The 22,517-nt window shown below is 46.9% G+C and carries 18 protein-coding genes; 3 read left to right on the top strand and 15 right to left on the bottom strand.

Annotation, left to right across the window (positions count from 1 at the left end; all coding sequences use genetic code 11):
- Positions 1-63 precede the first annotated feature (63 nt).
- On the top strand, positions 64-624 hold the full coding sequence (locus tag CLV42_RS22925) for a putative glycolipid-binding domain-containing protein (RefSeq protein ID WP_106604263.1): 561 nt from the start codon (positions 64-66) through the stop codon (positions 622-624).
- Between the two features lie 18 nt (positions 625-642).
- On the opposite strand, the gene CLV42_RS22930 is transcribed toward CLV42_RS22925, so the two are convergent.
- Genes CLV42_RS22930 through CLV42_RS22940 form a run of 3 tightly spaced genes read right to left on the bottom strand, consistent with a single transcriptional unit; the run spans position 643 to position 4,820 of the window.
- Positions 643-1,398, bottom strand: coding sequence for a hypothetical protein (locus CLV42_RS22930; protein ID WP_106604264.1), 756 nt, complete (start codon positions 1,396-1,398; stop codon positions 643-645).
- A gap of 12 nt (positions 1,399-1,410) precedes the next feature.
- Entirely contained in the window at positions 1,411-2,499 is a 1,089-nt protein-coding gene (locus CLV42_RS22935) for a hypothetical protein (RefSeq protein WP_146154456.1), read from the bottom strand.
- An 11-nt stretch (positions 2,500-2,510) separates the two neighbouring features.
- Positions 2,511-4,820 (bottom strand): coiled-coil domain-containing protein, encoded by a 2,310-nt coding sequence (locus tag CLV42_RS22940; RefSeq protein WP_106604266.1) that lies wholly within the window; start codon positions 4,818-4,820, stop codon positions 2,511-2,513.
- A gap of 462 nt (positions 4,821-5,282) precedes the next feature.
- On the opposite strand from CLV42_RS22940, the gene CLV42_RS22945 reads away from it, so the two are divergent.
- The gene (locus tag CLV42_RS22945; RefSeq protein ID WP_106604267.1) at positions 5,283-5,492 is read left to right on the top strand and encodes a YwbE family protein; all 210 of its coding nucleotides are present in this window, start codon (positions 5,283-5,285) and stop codon (positions 5,490-5,492) included.
- On the opposite strand, the gene CLV42_RS22950 is transcribed toward CLV42_RS22945, so the two are convergent.
- Both CLV42_RS22950 and CLV42_RS22955 read right to left on the bottom strand, forming a co-directional pair.
- Positions 5,489-10,534 carry a DUF4132 domain-containing protein gene (locus CLV42_RS22950; protein ID WP_106604268.1) on the bottom strand — a complete coding sequence of 1,682 codons (5,046 nt, stop codon included), beginning with the start codon at positions 10,532-10,534 and terminating at the stop codon, positions 5,489-5,491. The genes CLV42_RS22945 and CLV42_RS22950 overlap by 4 nt on opposite strands.
- A 39-nt stretch (positions 10,535-10,573) precedes the next feature.
- Positions 10,574-10,999: a hypothetical protein gene (locus CLV42_RS22955; protein ID WP_106604269.1), complete on the bottom strand. Its 426-nt coding sequence runs from the start codon at positions 10,997-10,999 to the stop codon at positions 10,574-10,576.
- A gap of 75 nt (positions 11,000-11,074) precedes the next feature.
- Here CLV42_RS22955 and CLV42_RS22960 point away from each other — a divergent pair, with 75 nt between their 5' ends.
- Positions 11,075-11,308, top strand: a complete 234-nt coding sequence (locus CLV42_RS22960; protein WP_106604270.1) for a DUF6965 family protein — start codon at positions 11,075-11,077, stop codon at positions 11,306-11,308.
- 11 nt (positions 11,309-11,319) lie between these two features.
- On the opposite strand, the gene CLV42_RS22965 is transcribed toward CLV42_RS22960, so the two are convergent.
- From CLV42_RS22965 to CLV42_RS23010, 10 genes are all read right to left on the bottom strand, one after another.
- On the bottom strand, positions 11,320-12,204 hold the full coding sequence (locus tag CLV42_RS22965) for a helix-turn-helix domain-containing protein (RefSeq protein WP_106604271.1): 885 nt from the start codon (positions 12,202-12,204) through the stop codon (positions 11,320-11,322).
- A gap of 131 nt (positions 12,205-12,335) precedes the next feature.
- Complete coding sequence (locus CLV42_RS22970) at positions 12,336-14,888, bottom strand: TonB-dependent receptor domain-containing protein (RefSeq protein WP_106604272.1); 2,553 nt, start codon at positions 14,886-14,888, stop codon at positions 12,336-12,338.
- 86 nt (positions 14,889-14,974) lie between these two features.
- Positions 14,975-15,340, bottom strand: a complete 366-nt coding sequence (locus tag CLV42_RS22975; protein ID WP_106604273.1) for a winged helix-turn-helix domain-containing protein — start codon at positions 15,338-15,340, stop codon at positions 14,975-14,977.
- Positions 15,341-15,362: 22 nt separating this feature from the next.
- Positions 15,363-16,343, bottom strand: a complete 981-nt coding sequence (moaA, locus tag CLV42_RS22980) for a GTP 3',8-cyclase MoaA (RefSeq protein WP_106604274.1) — start codon at positions 16,341-16,343, stop codon at positions 15,363-15,365.
- Positions 16,333-16,941, bottom strand: a complete 609-nt coding sequence (locus CLV42_RS22985) for a nucleotidyltransferase family protein (protein ID WP_106604419.1) — start codon at positions 16,939-16,941, stop codon at positions 16,333-16,335. Before CLV42_RS22985 ends, moaA begins: the two co-directional genes overlap by 11 nt.
- 11 nt (positions 16,942-16,952) lie before the next feature.
- Positions 16,953-18,071 (bottom strand): XdhC family protein, encoded by a 1,119-nt coding sequence (locus CLV42_RS22990; protein WP_106604275.1) that lies wholly within the window; start codon positions 18,069-18,071, stop codon positions 16,953-16,955.
- Position 18,072: 1 nt separating this feature from the next.
- Entirely contained in the window at positions 18,073-18,732 is a 660-nt protein-coding gene (locus tag CLV42_RS22995; protein WP_106604276.1) for a hypothetical protein, read from the bottom strand.
- Positions 18,733-18,770: 38 nt separating this feature from the next.
- Positions 18,771-20,951 carry a xanthine dehydrogenase family protein molybdopterin-binding subunit gene (locus CLV42_RS23000; protein ID WP_106604277.1) on the bottom strand — a complete coding sequence of 727 codons (2,181 nt, stop codon included), beginning with the start codon at positions 20,949-20,951 and terminating at the stop codon, positions 18,771-18,773.
- Positions 20,948-21,421, bottom strand: coding sequence for a (2Fe-2S)-binding protein (locus tag CLV42_RS23005; RefSeq protein ID WP_106604278.1), 474 nt, complete (start codon positions 21,419-21,421; stop codon positions 20,948-20,950). The genes CLV42_RS23000 and CLV42_RS23005 overlap by 4 nt, the downstream gene beginning before the upstream one ends.
- A gap of 744 nt (positions 21,422-22,165) precedes the next feature.
- Positions 22,166-22,504: a hypothetical protein gene (locus tag CLV42_RS23010; RefSeq protein ID WP_106604279.1), complete on the bottom strand. Its 339-nt coding sequence runs from the start codon at positions 22,502-22,504 to the stop codon at positions 22,166-22,168.
- Positions 22,505-22,517: the final 13 nt, after the last annotated feature.

Below are 22,517 nucleotides of genomic sequence, written 5' to 3' on the forward strand. Positions count from 1 at the left end.
ATAAAGCGTATATAGCCCTGCGTGTATCGGCATGATTTTTCGTAAATTGAAGAAAAACGACGTATGACCTCCAAGCAAATCGTCTGGAAAGGCACTTACTATAATACGCTCGAATATCTTCATATTCAGTCTGATAGCACTCATCACATACGGGGATATATTACCGGGTTGGTGAAAGATCTGCCGCTGCATGTCGATTATCACATCACGGCCAATGCTGATTGGGAAACAACCGGTGTCCTGATCAGGGCACATGATCATATTCAGAAGGAGTTACAGTTTACACGAGAGAATGGTAAATGGTCTGACAAACAGGGAACTATTCATGAGATCTTTGGTCCTTGTATAGATATTGATATTTCCATCACCCCGTTTACAAATACACTGGCTATAAACAGGCTATCACTCGCTGAAGGAGAATCGAAGGAGATCACTGTTTTATATTTTGACCTGCCGGCCATGGACGTGAAACCAGTGAAACAACGGTACACGAAACTGGCCGACAGGTTGTATAGATATGAGAGTTTATGGTCAGGCTTTACAGCTGAGCTGGAAGTAGATGATGATGGATTGGTACGCGATTATCCCGGAATATGGGTAAGGCAGTTCCCGGCTTCCAGTTAATCTTCCCATATCATCCTCCTACTGCAGATCCGGAGAACCAACAAATACCTTGTACTCACTATACGCAGCTGTGGGCTTAAATTCATCCCCCTCTTTATAAAAGAACTGCGTATTATCAAACCGTTTCTGCTGCTCAGAAAGCTGTTTGTAATTATCATAATAGCTCTGTACGATCGCATACTCTCCATACTCTTCAGGCACCTCTCCATTTGCACCACCGGTCGTCTCCATCAGTAAGCTCGTTTTAAGCACATATCTCATGGAGATCAGATAGCCGGATGACTTGTCGAACATCATCTGCAGCTCCTTATAAGGACCTCCTTCTTTAAATCCGACCTGGATAGACTTTACCGTTCCCTTTTCCGTAACGGAACAACGGGTTACACCGGCTGTTTTCATGGACACCCGCATTTGCTCCAGTGGATCAGCAGCATTTAAGGATACCGGTTTTGATAAATACATGATCTTGTCTTCCTTGAAAAGCGTCACTATATATTTATCATTAGCTGTCATTTCAGTATTCGCCAGCTGATAATAATAGCTGCTGCCGGCAATATCTGCATGACCGCTCAAAGAGTCCAGTAAGGCCTCAGGATGCAGTTCACTGGCATAAGTATACCTGATATCAAAAGACAAAGCCTTCTGCTGGTATACGCTCTGCAATGTTTTCATTTCGGCAAATAGTTTTGCCGTATCATTCACTTCCTGTGCGCTTGTGGTACGGAATATCGCAAGGCCACACAGGAGTATTAGACCAGTTCTCAACACTTTCATATTTCAAGTTAACTATTTCGTATAAACAAACTTCATCTGCCAGTACTCATTCCTGGAATTCTTCACACGCAGCAGATAGCTTTTACCATCCTGCAGATTGTATTTTCTTTTCACTTCGAATGCCATCATGTTGTCGCCTGGCTTGACATTCAGGTCTCCGGAGGCGATCACCGTGTTACCTGTTTCCAGCCCTACCAACTCGTATTTAACTACATTATCATTCACCTCGTTGGTGTAAGTAAAATGTACATTTCCGGTTACTGCCGCTACCGCCCCATCCAGTTCCTTTCTCAGCTGGATATGTGTATTTTCTGCTGCCTCCTTCTTTACCAATGTAGACTTCAATCTGAAGGTCCATACGTCTGTTTGTGCAGCAAAAGCGGGACCGTTTTTAGCAATGATAGTCCAGGCATATTGTTTACCGGTATCCAGCGATAATGCGGATGACGGATAGTTGGCAAACAGGTTGTTGGTGGATGGCAATCTGTATACAGGCAGGTTTTGCTGTATGGCCTCTACGGCGGACTGTCCGCTCCTTACTTCTGTCAGCAGTAACTCATAGTTCAGATTACTGAAGATATTAGCAGGGGATGGCGGCAACCAGGTGAACTGCGGATTGAAGGTTTCCAGTACGCTCTGGTCTGCTGGTGTGTTCAGTAATGGCGGTCCTACCGGCGCTACTGCAAAAGGAATACAATCTTCGGAGATCAGGTCTCCATGGGAAACGCCCTGTATGAACAGGCTGTAACATGCCTGATAGTTACCTACCGGCAATAAGCCATTCGGACTTCGGTCAGCTACATTCGATAGATACTCATACTGAACAGGCGACACATCACTCACCTGCAGCTGCTTTGCACCTTTGGTCAATGTAATGTTACGGGAAATGCCCGTCAGTACCGGCTGATTGGTTTTGATATCTGTCAGCCGCATGACTATTTTAACTGTAGTCGGCGCCTCAGATACGGATACCAGTACAATGTTCCACAACTGCGCTTTCACTAATACGCCCTCAGGAGGTACTTGAGCAGTCATACTAACCTGCGCTTTGGTCTTCATACCAAAGATTATAACAAGCAGTAACAGCAGGTAATTTTTCATTTTGGTCATGTTTAAAATGTCTTTGTATAGGTTAATCTTCCATTATTACTGGAAACCAGGCGCTTTTCCATGCCTGGTATAAATGCCTTTTCTGCCATAACAGCAATTTCACCCAACAACGGGATAATGACTCTCGCATTACCGGAGTAGCCTATCTGTGTAAGGTCATAAACCGTCTGGAAATTATATTTCATACCACCACCGATCTCCAGCCATGTTCTCATTTTATACTGCACGTTCCCATCTGCGCCATACAGGTTGTACTCCGGATTGGTAGCGAATGAACCTCCCCCATTGATGGTGAACTTCCCTACAAACAGGGTCTGGTTCAACATCATATTCTTACTGTTGAAGTAGAGGAAATTACTATCGGTCTGTTTATTATAAAACTGTGTGTACGAGAATACAGTACTCATCATAATACCCCTGTAGGTATAGAAATGGCTGGCCGTTCCCACTAGGTTATAAAACAGGTTTTCTGAATAACTGTTATCACTCAGCTTTGTAATCTGGGAGCTCGGATAATAGCCTACAGTGATCACCGGCCATTTCTTCCTCCGGAAGGTAGCCTGTATGCTTTTGAAAACAGTATTGCTCTGATAGTTTGTCTGCTGATAATTCGTTGTAAAATCATTCTTCTTGATACTTCCGCTGATGGTCAGCTGCTGCTTAAAGAACGGCTGATCCACCCGGATAGACCAGGCTGTTTGTGAAGAACCGGTCGTAAAGAGACTGAACGACTGAAAATTAGCGCCCATCATCTTATACATACCATTGATCTTCGTGCCTGTTTGGGGCCAGAAAGAGCTGGCTTTCACAGAGTATGCCTCATTGGAATGATCATCCAATTTAAATACGCTGCCAAGTGCACTGCTATGATCTTCACCAGACCTGGCATAGGTAGGCAGTGATGATTTAGCCGCCTCTCCGATGATATAATTGTTCTCATTCAGTTGCCAGCGCCCTTCCAGTGAGAATCCCATGATCCGCTGTTCCAGGTTACCGGCGTTAGTACTGCCTCCCGGCGCCGTATTGAAATTATATACCTGCTTTTTACCGGTGTAATAAGTCACAATGAGATTATTGCCGTCACGCATACCCAAACCTGCACGCATCAACGTCAGGTATTGCCGGGACCTGTTCTCATTGAACAAAAAGTCCCTGAAACGATAATCGACCCTGCCCGTTGCAAAAGCGACGTAATAAGAAGGATTGTATTCTGCCTGCACGCCCAGTATGCTGATATCCTTCGCGGTCAGTTCTGAATAATTGACCAGGGTACGGCCTATACCGACAGAACGAATCGCCAACAGGTGTTTATAACCTTTGGGCAGCATCGTATCCGGCAGGTTCGCCGCCTTGAGGTTCTCAGCCAGTTCCTTATTATTCTTGCTGCGTATCAGTATATCTGCCAGGGCGCCTTTCCTCGTATTATAGATATCCTCCTGCTTCTTATATAGTGCCTGTAATTTTGCCATTTCTCCCTGCAGAGAATCCAGCTTCCTTTCTGCCCCTTCATAGCTGTTAGTCAGCTTCTTGACGGCTGAATCAGCCTTTTCTTTTTCCGAACCGCCCTTGTCTTTCATGTCATCAGGCAATTCCATCTTACCCAGACCTCGTTTCCCGATATTCAGGTCAGGCACTTCCATATCGGGTTTGTTGAGGGCTGCCAATGAATCTTTAATCCGTCCGTAATAAGCTCTCTCCCGGGCCTCTACCATACGCTGTAACAAAGCAGGGTCGGCTTTCCATCCCTTCAGCCTATTGATCTCCTGTTGCTTGGCCTCCATCTGTGCCCGGAGTTTCTCCAGCTCTTCCAGCTGTGCATATTTTCCTGCGTCCCATCCTTTGGCACGCTGTAACATGGCGTTTTTGAAATCCCTGCTGGTGAACTGAAGATTAAAATCCGTCAGGTTCCTGAAAAGAGAAGAATTCCCCATCCTGGTGGTAAAGTTTATCCGCAAAGGATAGCGGTCTTTGTAGGTGAGTACCAGGCTGGTTTGCACCGTATGCTGATACACATCTTTCTGCACATAGGGGGTATCAACATTGGACTGATAGAACAGATCATACATCACGTTCCCGTGTACAGTTAATAGCGGAGTACGCGGAGTAGCGATGACCGGTCCGGGAGTGCTTTTCTTACGCTCGTAATATCCTATTGCCGTATCACTACCCGTTGGCCGGAAAGGAACAATGAGGATAACGGGCGCTTTATTATCTCCATTCACAAAATAGTACAGGCTATCGCCAAACTGCGGATATTGCTGGCGTTGCGGAAGTTTTACCTTCCACTTCCGGTAATAGTCGGATAGCTGCATATTTACCGCAGATTGACTATATACCTGGCATATAGTGGATAATAATATGATTAAAAGGGATAAGTAATATTTCACGGTATAACAAATCGAAACACTTTTGGGCTAATAACATCCTCCTACACAAGAAATCAGCGTCATTTGCCTTATAGCAGATTATTAATCAGGAAAGCAAACAATTTTCTAATGAGTTTTTGAACAAAGCACCCGATGCATAAGTATGAATAATCAATTCAGGAACAAATACGGGAGGAAAAAAGGATGCTAGTCACAGAGATCTGGCGTCAAACAATCCAAAATGTTGTCCCAATAGTTGTATGGCAAACATAGGCAATTTTTAAAACATTTAATATTATACGGATGTTTTTTTATTTAAATAATCGCCTGAAGCTCCTGTTATTAGCATCCTGATCTGGTATATCAGACGTGTAAAATACCTACCTTTGCGCCCAGAATTTTAAAACTATGGACGGTCAGTACAGAAAAGATATATACCCGGGATTGGCAGTGGCGATCATTCTCAAAAAAGACCAGCGCAGCGGTAAGCTGACATATGGCATTGTGAAAAACATCCTCACTTCCTCCGCCTACCATTCCCGGGGTATAAAAGTCAGACTGGAAGACGGCCAGATAGGCCGTGTAGCAGCCTTCGCCGAAGACGAAGACTTACTTTAGAACCGTAACTGCTGCAGTATGGTCGGATCCTGGATATCTTTATCCCGCGCCAGCAACAGTACTTTGGATATCAGCTCTGACGATTTCGGATCATCATCCACAAATGGCAGGAACAATCTTCCCCGCTGCTGTGAATGTACCGGCAAAATAGACAGATATCTGCCAGGCATCTGATGCACGACTGCACTACCCAGGTGCACGCTGTATTCGCCATATTGGCCCACGATCTTCGCATGCGTTCCGCTCACAGTCACATTATTCAGTTTAAACAACCTGGCTGTTTCGCGCAGTAGTGCGGTACGCATTTCAATGCTGGAATGACTGGCTTCCGGATCCACCCCGCCAACATGTGCTACACTCACTACCAGGTCAATATCCCGCATCACCTCACTGAATATACGGGGAGCGATATCTTCAAATGCGACATTCTTATATGATTTCAGGTCATGGAAAACCACCTGTTCCAATACAGGGCTTTCCACCTGTCCCGGCGTGAACCAGTCGGCCTGAGCATACATCTTGGCCACAAATCCTTCCCGGTGAAATACCTTCTGCAGCCCCTCTTCGTAATCCACTCTCCATCCTCTTGTCTTCAATAAGGCGACTGTCTGAGTGGGTTGTATCTGATGTCCTGCATAACGTCTTGACACCGATTGCTCCTGCAGCTCTTCTGCCAGCGGCAGATATAACTCCCTGAATACCTGTCTGAAAGGTTGCTGCAACTCTTTTTCAAAACAATACCGCTGATAGTCGCTCCATTCCCCACTGGCATGCAGGTCTGTACAATGGGCAATCCAGATCAGTGCATCCTTATCCGGTTGCGTCACCACTCCTTTAGCAGACACCAGTTCTCCCTTCCTGTAAAACCCATGTCCTTTCTTACACGTAAAGACCAGCTTCTCCAGATGTTTTGAAATAACCGGATGTTCAAACAGGCGAACGATCTCGTCCAACAAGAAACCATCTCCTCTTACCATGGCATCTTCCAATGCCTTCCTGGAACGGCGCAGCTGTTCTCTCAGTGTCTTTTTGAACTCGTTCAGTTCCAGTATCTTTTTATCCTTTTTGTACTTCGCGGGTATACTGGCCAGTTTTTTATCGTTACGGAACGCCACAATGTCTGCTTCTCCGCTTTCTTCTATGACAAGACCAATCAGTACATCATCGTATTGTACCTGGGTTTCCTTTGCCAGAATATGCTGCACCTGTTTCGTTTCCATTGCCCAGGTCAGTCGCTGCGGATCAGCGTAACCTGCATTCCTGGCCAGGTTCTCCATAGCAATACGGATGGCTACCGCCTCGCTGCTCTGCTTCTGAGCGCCAAACTGTTTGCTTTCCTTTTTGAACTGCTGAAGATATTCATAGCGGGACAATTCATCCTTCTCCGGGTTCGTCCTGCTCAATGGGATCAATCCATATAAACGCAGGTAATCCTGATCACGTTTTTCTTTTACTTTCTGCGTTACCTCCTTTATTTTCAGATCGCCGGTGATCACATCCGCATACAGGCGCGCCCGCCGGTGTCCATTACCATCACTGATATATTTCGCGGCATCATATACTTTCTGCCAGCGCTCCTGTCCCAGTTCTTTATAAGCTTTCAGGAACCACTCCTTGTCAACGGCACCTTCTTTAAAGTCGTCAATATCAACGGCGGAATACCGTGCTATTTCACTTTCTGCTTCCACGCTGACATCACTATAAACTGATGTCTTGGTATGTGCATGCATCCACCAGATGGCGGAGTCCAGTCCTTTCCAACCCAGGTACCCGCTCACAAACTTCTGCCACTGTGGTGCATAAACGGCCGCTTCCAGGAGCCGTTCTTCTGATACCTTTACCCTGCGCATGCCTTCCTCAAAAGCTTCCTGTGTATCTGTTTCCAGCGGATGACACCTTTTCAGTAAAGCACTGAACATCTGTTGCTTACTGGACTCAGAAGACGAATAAAGATATCCTTTATACAGTGCCGTCTTTCCCAATCCCATCAGAATGCCCGCAAAACGTTGAATACCTCCCAGCCATTGTACTTCCTGCACAAACTTAGAAACCGCAGTCGGTGAATCACCCCGTTTCAGTTCTATGTCCAGTATATGCTCTCGCAGGTGAGTGTACATAGATCTCAGGAAAGGATATGATTCGAAATAATCACGATCTGCCCTGTATTTCCTCGTAGTCGACAGCATCCGTATATAATCAGGAAAAAGTAGTCCCCTGTACATTCCACTTTCAGAGATGATACCCTGCTGAAATGCCCGGCAAAAGATGGCTAGCGGAGGATGATTGAATGGAATATTCCTCGGCAATCCCGTAAACTGCCGCCAGTGATACAGGTTCCAGCATTGTTCCACCAGGTGCTCCGGCATTGTATAGGGGTCAATCCTCCTTACAAAATCCCCGAGCAGGTCATTTGCCTGCCAGCCACCGCTCCAGCCATACCGGTAAGTTTCTTCATAGTCCTCATTCTCTTTATATAGTAACTCATCCGGTATAGCAGCAAACATCCGCGTAATAATACCCAGCAGGATTTCTCCATCCTCTTCACAAGGATGAATCAGGGCTAATGCCAGGGTGATCCGGGTAAACGGATTGGCCCATCTGTAGGTAGAAAATCGCTGCAAATCTTCAGATATCAGCTGCCCCAGATCTGGTATATAAGGAAGCATCAATGCAGTCAGTTCGTCATTCGTCTTAATATCATCATGCCATCTGGCGATGCTGTTCAAAAGGAAAAGGTCTCTCGGTTGCCATCCCACAGACTGATACCACTGTTCCCATACCTCCGCTAAAGGATAGTCCTCATATCTTTCTTTGTCGGATGCGTATTGATAACCAGGTGCCTGTTTTTGCCGGAAGTCATTCCCTAACAGTATGGTGGCTTTTGTATTGTCGTAATTGACCACTTCATATTCATACGCTTTATGTTGCTGCAACAACCTGAATAACTGCTGAAAGGCATCCTTAATAGCTTCCAGCGGAACAGAAAAACCATACTCCCCATCTTTCAGGCATTTGCCATACAGATCAGCTGCATCTACTACAGGTGTAATAACAGGCGACAATTGCTTTGGATCGAACAATCCATATCCGTTTTCTGCAGTACAACTGGTCGTTTCATCGCTACCGGATAATTGTGAGAGTAATATTTCCTCCTTCTGGGAAATACTCTTCCTCGACCTGAATGTTTCCAGCAACGCTGGTAATACCGCCAGCTGCTTCTGCTGCTGTTGCAATTGCAGGGCAATATCCAGTCCGGCTAAACGTTGCTCTGCATCCCCCTGCAACAACTCCTGCAATGTGTCGCTCAATAATTCATCAGACTGTTTCAGCAATATGGCAATCACTTTGCCCCTTGTTGTACCGCTCTTGCGTTTCAGCAATTCTTTGAAAATACCTGATTCCTCAACAGTCAGGTTCACTGTTGCCAGGGCCTTAAATGCAATGCCCGACAACATTTCTCCTCTCTCTTTCAATATACGGAAACAGAAATTGCGCTGGAAGTCAGTGAGGGGCTTTACCACCTTCTTTTCTTCCCAGTAATAGCCTGAATAATCCGGCAGAATGACATTCACCAGCCTTAGTTTCACATCGGCGTCCATCTCTTCAAAATAAGACAGCAACACATCCAGTCTTTCCTGTTTGTCCAGCACCAGGAGCAACATCACCCTGAATATCTCCGCCCTGGTATAGTTGATCTTCATCCAGGAAAAAACAGTGCGCATAAACTCCTTTTCTTTCACAGGAGATCGTAATAATACTGCATGTAGTTTGTCAAACAGCTCCGGATAATACTTGTCATAATGCGCAGGGTTTTGTTCTATCCGCTGCTCAAGAATAGTAGCTGCAATCCCGATAACTACCAGTTCTTTACTGTCTAAAGCAGGATAGGCTATCGGCATATCCAGTTCAAAATGCCTGGCCTCCAGCACAAACTTCAGCGCTATACAATACTTCTCGGGCGAAGGATCTTCCGCCAGCTGCCGCAGGTAAGGCAAGGTCTTCGCAACGTCAAACACGCCCTGCGCCCAGAGCGCCATATAAATATCCGTATTGTTTTTACTCCGGATCCCTTCCGGTATCCGTGAAGGGTCCGACAGGTATTCGTATGCCTTTTGCAAAAAGGCATTTACTGCGGATTCTTTTTCAGATTCCCAGTGTGTACCCGCCCATGTGTCGAGGGCTCTTACAACAGAAGAGAATCTGGCCATTTTGTTGTCCACCAGTACCTTGACCATATAGATCAAGGCCCCCCTGCTCGTCTCATCCAATGCCTCCAGGATCGTTTGTCGCAATCCTTCCTGCCGTTGCGCCGCCAGCAGCAGTTTCTCTACCAGTTGCCAGGCCGTTTCTTTCTCACTTAGCAGCAAGGCTTTTATAACGCCACGACTTACTTTGCCAATGGCTTCTTTATTAAAAATGATATCCTCGAAGAGGGAGAATATTCCTTCCTTATTAAGATCTATTGCGGCCGCCCACAAATGATACAGGGAGCCCACAGCAATCTGATGATCCCATATGATCTGTTCCCTGATATCGAGATCATAACAAACTAACTTAATGTCAACGCCTGAATATTCTGTCCGCTGCACCTGTAACATAGCCGTGGCCAGAAAACTCAGCTGGTTAGGCAGATACAATTCCCGATTGCCGGGCGCTCGGAATGAACGCCGGTCCCACCTTGCCTGATACATCAGGTCAGGAAATTTCTTCCAGGCATGTTTGACATAAACAGCCTTTTCGGCTCCGAAAAGATAAATCAACAGGTCGGACGCTTCTTTGTTGTCCCATTCATTCTCCGGCAGCAATTCAAGCAACCGGTCATAACGTATGTCGCCGTATTCTATAATTGGAGGACCGTAATAATGCGCCGTCTCTGCTTCCGCTTTGTCCATTTTGTCCAGCAGCAGCAGGGCCATTTCGGCAGTTCTCTTTGTTAGTAATGTGTGGCTGGAGCTGCCATTATAAACGGCTTTCAGGGTTGTCTCCAGTTGGCTCAGGTGGTCGGGTATAATCCTCGTACTAAGGAATTCCAATGCGTTCATGGTGTAAAGAATCTAAATTATATAGGGGGTTTTCAATGATTACCAGTAGCTACCGGCAAGAAAAGTTAATCGAATAAATGTAATAACGGTTTCGTGGGAAAGATCCAGCTGGCGAGATAAGGATGTCAGCTCTTCATCGTTTGCAAAAACAGCATATATCCCATCTTCAAAGGCTTGTAAAGCCGTTCCCTGCGCTTTGACAACATCTGCTTTCTGTTCATTGTAGATACTGCCAAAACCAATCTTACCACCTGAAGCTTGTGCAGCCATCTGTTTATCCGTCAGGAAAGGAATAAGGTTCTTCTCAGAGGGTTTACTATTGTAAGTAATCACCTGTTGTTTCACAACGGCGTTGATCAGTTCCTTTAAAGTGGGTTGCTTGCCTATGTCATCTATTTCGATGACCTGTTTTTCAAACAATGCATGCTTACGTCCTGCCTGTTTAACATTGATTATCAGCTCCATCAGGGTTTTATTTAGAATGGCGCTACCAAGATAAAAAATTTCATTTAAATACGGCTACGCGGTTATCTTTGCCGCATGAAATATGCCGACAAAGAGATCCAGGAGATGGAAGAATTTTTCAAAACAGCAGATCTGCCAACAACGATTGAGTTAGGTCCGGGAAGTGTTATTACCAATGTCCCGGCTTTCGTGTACAGCCACCTTCAGATTATGAAACTGAGAAAAGGGGTAGGCATTTTTGAGGTTTTCTACGACCGCCTTGTCATAGTGAAAGAGAAATTAACCGGAGCTAATCAGGGAGTATCCTAGGTACCCCCTGGTTATACCAGTTTTGCCGAACGGGGTGTCATACCCGTTTGCTTTTTGAAGAAGTTGTTGAAATAAGCCGGATAGTCAAACCCTAAACTATAAGCGATATCCGCAATACTCCAGTCTGTATTTCTCAGTAATAATTTTGCTTCCGCAATAATGCGTTCCCTGATATGTACGGTGGTAGCCTTTCCTGTTACATCTCTCACTGCATGATTGAGATGGTTCACGTGAATGGCCAGATGTTTCGCATAATCACCTGCCGTTTTCAGGGCCAGTGTCTGTTCCTGGGAATTGATAGGAAACTGTTTTTCCAGCAGCTCCATAAATGACATGGTGATACGTACCGCAGCGCTGCTTTGCTTACTGGCAGACGTTGCTGGTTGCATCCGCAATGCTTCATGAATAATGAGGTTCACATAGCTGCCGATCACATCATACTTGTGTATATAATCTGTTGCCTCTTCTTCTATCATTTTTTTGAACAGCCCTTCCACGGTGGCATACTGCTCTTCACTCAGGAAACATACCGGGCTACCTCCTATTTTGAATAGTGGTGAATCCTGCAGAGAGAGACGTCCTCTGTCGCGGATATGGACAAAGTCTTCCGTAAACTGACAATAGTATCCCGTCCAACTTTCTGAAACGGGCTCCCAGCTATAAGGTACCAGGGGATTGGAAAAAGTCAACGCTGGTCTGTCTATCAAAATACCCTGATCAGCATAGTGTAACCTGCTGATACCTCTGAATAAGGTTATTTTATAAAAATCTCTGCGGATATAAGGTGTGGCTACTTTAAACTGATCGCTTACTGCATGCACTTTAAAATGCCCGTTCTCAATTGTCACTCCGTCACATCCATACATTAAACGTCGGCTGTTTTCGTTGGCTTCCATATTATCAAATTTGAGATAAGACTATTCTGACAATAAATCTACGTCAAAATAGTCTTACTCAAATGTTTATCTATAAAATCGCCAATATTTGGCATTCAAATACCAAAGCTATTTTATTGAATAGTCTTTACTCATCGGATGCCGTACGTTAATGTCAGGTAATACATTCCACCGATAGACGGTCCTCCCAGGAAGGAGTAATAATACTTATTCAACAGGTTGCTCGCACCCAGCTTTGCTTTGCAGTTCAGTTTATCAAACGTATAGGTTACCTGCGCATCAAGTGTAGCATAAGCGTCCACATCACCATTTACAAGGAAGGACTGCCAGTAGTAACTGCTCTGCCATTTCCAGGAAATACCCGCGCCTGCATGTCTGATGATACGCTCTTTAGCCACGGATACATTCACCGTCCAGGAGGGAGTATTGAAGCCATCTTCCAGTCCGTCTTCCTTGTCAGACATCTTCAACTTTGCGTAAGTCACATTTCCATTGGCGACATAGCCATGTTCCGTATAGGTCAGTCCTACACTTCCGCCATAGTTGTTGACCACCGTCTGGGAATTCGTCCACATGCGGTAAGGGCTCTGTTTGCTTTTGTTGTAGAGTGCAAAAGGAATAGAGTCTGCCACCTGGGTATTCGGCACGTTCATATTTGCCTGGGCGATGAAGTTGGCATACTTATTCAAGTAAGCCTCTGCATCTATAAAGAACCGGCCTTCTCCAAAGATACCCTTGTACCCTACTTCCATTGATTTCACATGCTCTGCCTTGATATAGGTATAAGGATTCTTTTTCAGGATGCCTTTATTCTTCGTGATTGCTTCATTCTGAGTAAGACCGTTCTTATTGATATCATTCAGCACAGCCGATTGGAAAGTGGTAATAGACGATGCCAGCCATGCATTCTCAAAAATCCCGTGCGACATGGCGGGCAATCCGCCCACACGTTTTACGCCACCGCTGTTCACGTTGGAATACGCTTCAAAGATGCTCGGATAGCGGTAGCCACTCTGATAAGATACACGGAAATGCTGTGTATTGACGGGAGAATACACAGCGGTAAAACGGGGAGTGAACATCAAGTCGAAATAGTCGTTTTTGTCACCCCGTATAATAGCACCCAGTTTCAGATTGCCGTCGAACAGCGTCTTGGTAACAGAGATGAAACCTCCCGTCTTGGCATAGTGAATGTTGGTGTATTCCTTCCCTGCTTTAGGATTGATAAAGTAGTTCCCATCCGGCTCTATGATGTAGGTACGATGGTCGCCACCCACGAGGATCTGCATGCCCAGTTTCCCCTTTACATCACGGAGTAAATTAGCCGTCAGGTCTACCTGACCTTCTGCATGTACAAAACTTGCCTTTACTTTCAATGCAGCACCGATATCCCAATTATTGATCTGCGCAAGCTTCTTGAGGGTATTATCGAAAGCCGCTGTTCCCGGCTGATACCTGCCTGCATCCGCAGCTGTTCTTGCCTGCCGGTGTGCATCTGCGATGGATGCTCCGCCACCTGTTGCGTTATTGAAAGCAGTGGTATAGTCTGCGTACCATTGATTGTCCGACTTGTAATTGCGGTCCATGTTCTCTGCCATAGAGCGCAGATTGTATGAGTTACCCGTATTCTCCCGGTTCAGGTATAATTTCAGTTCCACACTATTTGACTGGAACTGCAAACCATGTTGCTGCACCAGGTAATCCGCCAGGCGGAAACGGTTAGCACGCTGGTATACGTTATCCAGCAGCGCCATATGATACAGGTAAGTCAATGTCATTCCCGGCTTCAGCTGATAATAGATGCCTGCATCCGCCTTGATATTCTGCAGACCATAATCCACTACATTCTTTTCATCATAACCGGTACGCGCCACGACGTAGTTACGCCCACCCAAAGCGATTGTTTTCCTGTCGGAGGATTCATTTCCGTAGCTGCTCAAAGGATCCTGTGCCGGATTATCCTTTCCCAGGAGTCCTGTGCTGGCATTGGCTTGACCGTTCAGTTCCCGGTGATCATTGGCAATCCAGTCATATCCCTTGTTAAAAGTACCGTTGATCTTGAACGCCAGTCTGGGACTGATCACCTTTGCCCAACGGAGACTCGTTTCTGTATATGCTTTTACACCGCTATTAGGGTCGCCCAGGTGTGTCAGCGCTGTCTTCTGCTGTATGCTTACTCCTTCGGATGTAAAGGGATTTTTCGTAGAAATATTCGCCAGTCCGTTCACGGTATTCATGCCATACAAGGCGGAGGCCACACCCGGCAGGATCTCCACATTACTGACATCAAGATCAGAAGGTCCCAGCGCATTGGCAATCGGGCCGCCGATATGTGGCGACTGTACATCCATACCATCCACCAGTTGCGCGAAACGGACATTTGTCGTATTGGCAAAACCGCGTGCATTCAATACCTTAAAGCCAAGACTGGGTGTGATCAACTGTACACCCTGTAAATGTTCCAGGGCATCATAAAAAGAGGGTGCAGCAGACATCCGGAAGTATTGCTCTCCCGCTTTCTGAATGCTTACTGGCGACTGCAATAAGCTTTCCCTGGTACGTGATGCCGATACTGTCACTTCGGACAATATTTTCACAGCAGTGTCTCTCTGTACATAAGAAGTATCCTGCCCATACACACCTGCACTACACAAAACAAAAGCAATGAATAGAGATTTGGTCATAAGTCTCATTTAATTCGTTATATCTTATTGAATATAACGATCAGGTAAAAAAAGCACATACGGAAGATGTGCAATGTGTGTGTCTTTTATTTTAAACGTTGTGTCTCTTCTTCTAAGAATTTACTGAACCGTACTCTCAGTTCCCGGTGGTAAGCGATCAACTGACGGGCCTCTTCAGAAATGGCGGAACCGCCTCCGTTATCACCGCCCGTGCTGGTAATCACCAGGGGGCTACCCGACATGTTGTTCAGATTATTAATGAGTTCCCAGGCTTTCTTATAGGACATCTTCATCTTCTTTGCCGCCTGGTTGATAGAACCGGTTTCCTGGATCAGCTCTAACAATTCTACTGGTCCGGGTCCGAAGAATCGCTTGCCATTTCCTTCTACCCACAGGCTGCCATTTACTTTTAGTGCGCCGTTTGCCAGTATGTCTTTGATTGCTTTATCCATTTCGTTAGATTTCATTCCTCATTTATCCGCCAATAGTGATCATACTCCTGTTTTTAATAGCAGCCGCTTCCACCTCTTCCAGTTTCCCGGAGAACTGACCTCCCAGGGCTTTGGCCTTACTAAGAATGCTCTGTTGGATCAGTGGTAATACATCTTCACCGTTCCTCAGGGCTGTCAGGAGGTCTGTTTCACCATTCGAGAAAAGGCAATTCTTCATTTTACCATCTGCTGTGAGACGCATCCTGTTACAGGTATCACAGAAGGGAGCCGTCATGGTGCTGATCACAGAGAATGTACCGGCATGTCCGGGTACAATGAATCCCTTTGCTGTATCATGTGCACCACCTTTTAAAGGCAGGTAATCATATGCTGTATTGATGCTTTGCAGGATCTCCTGTAAAGACAATACTTTATTGCTCGTCCATCGGTTACCGCTGAAAGGCATGAATTCAATAAAGCGTACATGCACTGGCGTATGTTTCGTCCAGGCTACAAAGTCGTTGATCTCAGTATCATTCAGGCCTTTCATCACGACTACATTGACCTTGACGTGAATGCCTTTCCTGATCAGCAGATCGATATTACTTTTTACCTGGTTGAAAAGGTCGCGCCTTGTAATGAGCATAAACCTTTCGGCCTGTAATGTATCCAGGCTGATATTGAGGGATCGTACGCCTGCTTCTTCCAGCACATCTGCAAATTCATGGAGGCGAACGCCATTGGTAGTCATGGTAAGTTCTACAGGCAGGCGGGAAAGGGAAAGAATGATCTTTGCTGCATCTTTTCTTACCAGTGGTTCTCCGCCGGTGAGTCTGATCTTGCGTACGCCGTTGGCTGCAAAGATGCCTGCTAAAGTGGCTATTTCATCGGCCTGCATTAAGCGGGAAGCCGGTGTAAAATCATAGTCTTCCTCCGGCATGCAGTAAAAACACCGCATGTTGCAATTATCTGTCAGGGATATCCTCAGGTAATCATGCACACGGTTAAAAGAATCAATTATCATCTGCTAAAACTTGCCCTGTTAGTAATCGCTGATAATCCTCAGCTGTATCGATATCTAAAGCTCCAAGCGGAAAAGGCACCAGGGCCAGGTCGTCTGTCGATTGCTGTAGTATCTTTTTAGCACCTTCCTGCCCGTCTAAGGCAGTCAGTGCATCGAAATAAGTGTTTGCAAAGAGCACGGGCGTACCCGCGGTATTATCGTACGTGCAGGCAATGATCCCTTTTCCGGCAATCACCTGCTGATCCATCAGCTGCTGTAACAACGCTGCGTTCACGAAAGGCTGGTCGCACACCATAATGATCACTCCCGCTAAACCTTCATGTTTTACCAACGTCTTCATCCCGGTACTGATGGATGAACCCATGCCCTCTATCCAGTGATCATTTTCCACTATCTCTATTGCAAATCCGCAAAGCTTTTCCAGTATCTGGGGCGCATTTGCCCCCGTTACCAATACCACAGGACTACCTACCGCTGCAATTGCTTCCTCCGCCATCTGACAGATCAGGGTTTTGCCCCTGTACATCAGCAGTTGTTTCGGCTGTCCCAGGCGGGAGGAATTACCTGCCCCCAAAATGATTACACCGTATTTTTCCATATCCATACGATTTACAAAGTATGTATCGGCCCGTTTTTCTCTCTCAAAGGAATGCCAGTCCTTTCTGAAAGTACGCTTTTTATTTCAGCCGTCACAGACAATGCAATTTCTTCTGCTGTCTCTGCACCGATATCCAGCCCCACTGGTCCATGGATCCTGGACCTTTCTTCGTCCCCAATTGTGATGCCCTTTGCCGCCAGTTCGTCCAGCATGCGTTCCAGCTTCTTTTTAGGCCCCAGCGTACCGATGTAAGTTACTTCTTTTTGCAGGAGTAATTCCAGCAGTGCCAGGTCATAATTGTAATTGTGGGTCATCAGGACAAAGACAGTCCTTTCATCGATCGTTACTTTCTGCAGCACTTCTGCCGCTTTGCTGACGATCACCCTACGGGCGCCGGGGAATCTGGCGGGTGTGGCGTAGATAGCCCTTCCATCCACTACTGTTGTATGCCAGCCCTGGATGCGGGCTATTTCAACCAAAGGCATTGCGTCATTTCCTGCGCCTGCGATGATCAGGGAAACAGGTGGTTTCAGCAGTTCAACAAAACCATGTAGTGCTGGCTTTTCGTCTCCATACTGTTTTACCAAGCCCTGTTTAGTGCTGAACACTTCCAGCACATCCCTCACGATCTCCGCTTTCAGGTCTCCGTCTTCCAGGCTGCCTGCAAAGCTATTCCCGGAATAACGAAGACAGGTACCAGGCTGCTGAGCAGCCTGGTTTAACCTGAAAAGAGTTACTAATACGGCATCTTCCCTTTTTTCCAGCACCTGCTCCAGCAGCCTGATAGCATTGTGCGGAGAGGCCGGGTCTATCGGTTCGAACAGAATGTGAACAATCCCGTTACAACCAAGCTGTACACCTATTTTCGCGTCATCCTCATCTGTTGTATCGTAGGTGACCAGCTTATTCTGCTGTTGGATGATGGCCAGAAGTGCTCTTCTTAAAGCATCCCCCTCCAGGCATCCGCCGCTGATGGCACCGGTCATCTCACCATCTTCCGTTACCAGCATCCTGGCTCCGGGCCGGCGATAGGATGATCCTTCCACATGCACAACAGTAGCGAGTGCCACCTTTTTCCCGTCCTCCCGGGACTGTGCATATGCCCGTAAAATATCCTCGATTTCTTTCATCTTATTTCTCCGGCAAGTAAGCGCCCTTATCCAGCCATGTTTTAAAATGTTTCACAAATTCTGCGCGGCTCATAGGTAAGTGGGCCAATCCTTCTGCGGGATCCCATCCGGCACCCACCAGGGAGTCCTTGCTTACGTGCTCGATCAGGGCCTGATGGTCTTTGTGACCATTCAGGTTCTGATTCAGCAGGGTCATTGCCAGCTCTCTCGGCTTTTTACCCTGAAATACCATCTTCATATCAGCCGGTGGCAGGTGCCAGTTCGGATTACCCGGAGGCATGTGCAGTCCGGGGGTATTCTGTGGCTGGTGACAGTTGGAGCATTTCATTGCGTAAAGCCCCTTACCGTCTGTACCACGCTGTACATTCATGGTGTGTATGTGGCTGTCGTCACCCTGTAATGGCCTGTCGCCTTTCGGATGACAGTTCATACACCTGGGATGCATCAGCACCTTATAAGCCTGCAAAAAGGCCTTTTTCGAGATCACACTATCCGGCTCTGCTACGTCTGTCTCTGCAACGGCTGTTTTACGCTCCGAAGGTACCCCATTAAAAGCATCTGTACGGAAAGATACTACAACCGAAGAAATTGCCGTTGCTGCGAGCAGCAGGTATACGGCTTTCTTTGTATTAAAAAACTGGTTTCTAGTTGATTGTGCCATAACATCTCATTACGTGTAAATAATCAGGATACCGCTCTTTATGCTGACAGATGGGCCTTATTGAAAGGCATCTGTCTCAGGCGTTTACCTGTAGCGGCGAAGTAAGCATTCGCAATAGCCGGTGCTACCGGAGGTAAGCCTGGTTCACCCACGCCACCCATTTTCCCGGTGCTCTCCACTATATGCACTTCTATATCCGCCGGGGTGTCAAACATCCTGGCTACCACGTAATCATTAAAGTTGCCTTGTTTTACACGCCCCTGCTCCAGGGTGATTTCTCCAAGTAGTGCTGCGGATACTCCATAGTTGATCCCGCTTTCGATCTGCGCTTTCACACCATCAGGGTTCACCGCCAGACCACAGTCAATAGCGCTGACTACCCGGTGTACCTTGATCGTTCCATCTTCATTCAGGGAGATTTCCACTACATGCGCTACATAACTAAGGAAGGACTCATGTACTGCAATACCTCTGAATCGTCCTGCTGGCAGCGGTTTACCCCAACCAGCTTTCTCTGCTGCCAGGTTCAGTGCGGCGAGGTGTCTCGGGCTGTGTTTCAGCAATTCCTGACGGTAAGCCAGCGGGTCTTTACCGGCGGTATGCGCCAGTTCATCAATCATTGCCTCCATCGCCATAGCGGTATGCGTATGGCCTACAGAACGCCACCATAATACCGGTACCTGATTCTTCGGAGAATGTAATGTTACCAGGCGGTCCGGGATTGCTTCCATATAAGGAGAATCCGTCACACCTTCCACGGAAGATCCATCTATACCATCTTTGATCATTCCGGCAAAGAGTGTTCCCTCCATGATAGACTGGCCCACAATGGTATGTTTCCAGGCAATTGGCTGCCCTTGCGCATTCAGACCAGCTGTTATCTTGTGCAGGAACGCCGGACGGTAATAACCGCCCCGTACATCGTCCTCACGTGACCATACCATTTTCACCAACGGCTTACCACTGGCCTTAACGATTTCAGCTGCTTCCGATACGAAGTCGGATGATGGCGTAGCCCTTCTGCCGAAGCCTCCGCCCAGGAACACCGTATTCACCCTGATCTGTTCAGGCTTCAATCCCAATATCTTCGCGGCAGCTCCCTGATCCAGGCCAGGCATCTGTGTACCTGTCCAGATCTCACACTTACCGTCTTTCAGCTGGATGGTTACGTTCAGCGGTTCCATAGGCGAGTGTGCCAGATAAGGGAAGGTATACTCCGCCTCTACTGTTTTCACTGCTTTTGACATGGCGCTGTCCACGTCTCCTGCTTTATTGGCTGTGGCGCCAGGTTGCTGTGCCAGTTGCTTGTACTCAGCCAGCATCGCTGCTGAATCCACTTTCACACCTGCTCCCAGGTCCCAGTCCACGTTCAGTGCTGCCCTACCTTTCTTCGCTGCCCAGTAGTTGTCGGCCAGTACTGCTACCCCACTCGGGATCTGTACTACCTGACGTACGCCTGGTATTGCTTTTGCCTTTGCGGCATCCACTGTTTTCACCTTGCCGCCGAATACAGGTGCGTGCAACACGACTGCTGTCAGCATACCCGGGAACTGCATATCCATGCCGAATTTTGCAGTACCGTTTATTTTAGCCGGCGTATCCAGGCGTTTCGTGCCCTTGCCGATATACCTCCAGCTCTTCGGATCTTTCAACGGTACATCACCCGGTGCGGGCAATGCTGCTGCGGCTGTGGCCAGTTCGCCATAAGTAGCGCTCTTGTCGCCCGCTGTCACCACGCCGTTTTCTGTCTTACAGTCGGCAGGGTTCACACCAAATTTCTGTGCGGCTGCCTGTACCAGCAATGCCCTTGCAGTAGCTCCCGCCTTGCGGTACCTGTCAAATTCAGACCAGGTAGTACTCGAACCTCCGGTGATCTGTATCCCGAACATGGTGTGGTTATATGGCGTCCACGCATCTCCATGCTGTACTACCATCTTATTGACATCCACATCCAGTTCTTCTGCTATCATCATCGACAATGTCGTCCAGATGCCCTGTCCCATTTCTGCGTGCGCCAGGTATACCAGTACTTCATTATCTGCTGTTATATTCAGATATGCGTTAGGTGCAAATGCTGCACCGCTCTGTGGTCCCAGTACAGAGGCCCCTGCTCCGCCGAGTTTCTTCGCGCCGGGTACTGTGAATGAGATCAGCAATCCGCTGCCCAGTACAGCTCCGGTTTTCAGGAAATTACGCCTGCTGGTGTTCAGTGTACTCATTTGCCATTACCTCCTTCCCGCTGCATTTTGGCGGCCAGGTGAATGGCCTTTCTGATACGGGGATATGTGCCGCAGCGGCAGATATTCCCGGACATTGCACTGTCAATGTCTTCATCTGTTGGATTAGGGTTTTCTCTTAACAACACTGCTGCAGACATGATCTGGCCGGACTGGCAATAACCACATTGTGGTACGTCCAGCTCCATCCATGCTTTCTGCAGGTAGTTATCCGGATCAGCAGATAATCCTTCAATAGTTACTATCTCCTTCCCAACGGCCCGCGACACTAATGTAACACATGAACGTACCGCTTCTCCATCCAAATGAACGGTACATGCGCCACACTGCGCCATACCGCAACCGAACTTGGTACCAGTTAATCCAACTACATCCCTTATTGCCCATAACAGCGGCATGTCAGGACTGGCGTCTACTGAGTACTCTTTCTGGTTGATCTTTAGCTTAACCATAAAGAATTGCTTTTCTGTAAATAATAGATCTAAATAGGTTGACTTGCGGCAGGGGACTATTGATAGATGGGAGAACCCGGGTTGCAGCGCACTGTTTCGCCGCAACTATGCAAACTGGGTTATCCAATATCAAATTTGACCTTTGCTTCCTGAATCGTTAACGTCTGAAAGCAAATTTAGTTCGAAGAGGGGAAATGCAAATTGCAATATTCAAACAGATAACTATAAATTTCAAAGCTAATTTCGCGGGGGTGTTGATAAGCGTTGTTTCTTTGCGGATATAACGATTGTATTGGGTTGTAAGAATCAAATCGGGTGTGTGGGTTTTGTGGCGTTGTGACGTTTGGGTTATAGCGGGGTTACATTTTTCAAAGTATTGCTTGAGGTTATGAAGGGGACCTTCGCGAATGATGACATAGCTCGCGGTCTGAGGTGGGACTACGGGCTGTACCCCCTTTTCGTTCGCGCGATTGAGCTTTACCCCGGAGGTGTTTCGGTTCCTTTTGGTTAGTACGTTGTTTTGAGACCTTCGCGAATGATGACATAGCTCGCGGTCTGAGGTGGGACTACGGGCTGTACCCCCTTTTCGTTCGCGCGATTGAGCTTTGTCAAGCGTAGGGGCTGGAGGATGCACATTTAACCCCTGTCAATCGTGTCGACACTCAAATGGGCTAAGGCCCGCAGTCTCCACCTCAAACCGCCCGCTACTAAAAGGTCCCGGCTGATTTTCAGTGTTCAAATCCTTTAGAAAGAGAAATAAACGCCCGTACCGCGTTCCAAGGCTTCCTCGAAAAGGCGTTTCAGCCGGTCAAGGATGTCATTGGAAACAGGCAGGTTAAACACATCGCTGTTTAGTATCTCCTCTAAGTGTTCTCTTTTTATAATCTCAGCGCTTTCAAAATCATCAATCATAGCGAGTGTCACGTCGTTTAAAGCATCGAAAAAACCGACATCCCATAACTCCCTAAATTCGCTAACAGTGAACTCCACTTCGATTAGGTGTTCTGGCATTGCATCATCATAGTCTAATGCGTCTTCCGCATACTTATCCTTAGGCACAGTTACCATTTTTCGACTCATCATTATTAATCAGTAT

The sequence above is a fragment of the Chitinophaga ginsengisoli genome, assembly GCF_003014595.1.
GTDB classification, from domain to species: Bacteria; Bacteroidota; Bacteroidia; order Chitinophagales; family Chitinophagaceae; genus Chitinophaga; species Chitinophaga ginsengisoli.

Bases quoted from the DNA above. Each gene is read 5' to 3' on its own strand.
- CLV42_RS23010 (WP_106604279.1), bottom strand. From the start codon at position 22,504: ATGATGAGTCGAAAAATGGTAACTGTGCCTAAGGATAAGTATGCGGAA.
- CLV42_RS22995 (WP_106604276.1), bottom strand. From the start codon at position 18,732: ATGGCACAATCAACTAGAAACCAGTTTTTTAATACAAAGAAAGCCGTA.
- CLV42_RS22970 (WP_106604272.1), bottom strand. From the start codon at position 14,888: ATGACCAAATCTCTATTCATTGCTTTTGTTTTGTGTAGTGCAGGTGTG.
- CLV42_RS22935 (WP_146154456.1), bottom strand. From the start codon at position 2,499: ATGAAAAATTACCTGCTGTTACTGCTTGTTATAATCTTTGGTATGAAG.
- CLV42_RS22965 (WP_106604271.1), bottom strand. From the start codon at position 12,204: ATGGAAGCCAACGAAAACAGCCGACGTTTAATGTATGGATGTGACGGA.
- CLV42_RS23005 (WP_106604278.1), bottom strand. From the start codon at position 21,421: ATGGTTAAGCTAAAGATCAACCAGAAAGAGTACTCAGTAGACGCCAGT.
- CLV42_RS22990 (WP_106604275.1), bottom strand. From the start codon at position 18,071: ATGAAAGAAATCGAGGATATTTTACGGGCATATGCACAGTCCCGGGAG.
- CLV42_RS22950 (WP_106604268.1), bottom strand. From the start codon at position 10,534: ATGAACGCATTGGAATTCCTTAGTACGAGGATTATACCCGACCACCTG.
- moaA (WP_106604274.1), bottom strand. From the start codon at position 16,343: ATGATAATTGATTCTTTTAACCGTGTGCATGATTACCTGAGGATATCC.
- CLV42_RS22960 (WP_106604270.1), top strand. From the start codon at position 11,075: ATGAAATATGCCGACAAAGAGATCCAGGAGATGGAAGAATTTTTCAAA.
- CLV42_RS22945 (WP_106604267.1), top strand. From the start codon at position 5,283: ATGGACGGTCAGTACAGAAAAGATATATACCCGGGATTGGCAGTGGCG.
- CLV42_RS22925 (WP_106604263.1), top strand. From the start codon at position 64: ATGACCTCCAAGCAAATCGTCTGGAAAGGCACTTACTATAATACGCTC.
- CLV42_RS22930 (WP_106604264.1), bottom strand. From the start codon at position 1,398: ATGAAAGTGTTGAGAACTGGTCTAATACTCCTGTGTGGCCTTGCGATA.
- CLV42_RS22940 (WP_106604266.1), bottom strand. From the start codon at position 4,820: ATGCAGCTATCCGACTATTACCGGAAGTGGAAGGTAAAACTTCCGCAA.
- CLV42_RS22955 (WP_106604269.1), bottom strand. From the start codon at position 10,999: ATGGAGCTGATAATCAATGTTAAACAGGCAGGACGTAAGCATGCATTG.
- CLV42_RS22985 (WP_106604419.1), bottom strand. From the start codon at position 16,941: ATGGAAAAATACGGTGTAATCATTTTGGGGGCAGGTAATTCCTCCCGC.
- CLV42_RS22975 (WP_106604273.1), bottom strand. From the start codon at position 15,340: ATGGATAAAGCAATCAAAGACATACTGGCAAACGGCGCACTAAAAGTA.
- CLV42_RS23000 (WP_106604277.1), bottom strand. From the start codon at position 20,951: ATGAGTACACTGAACACCAGCAGGCGTAATTTCCTGAAAACCGGAGCT.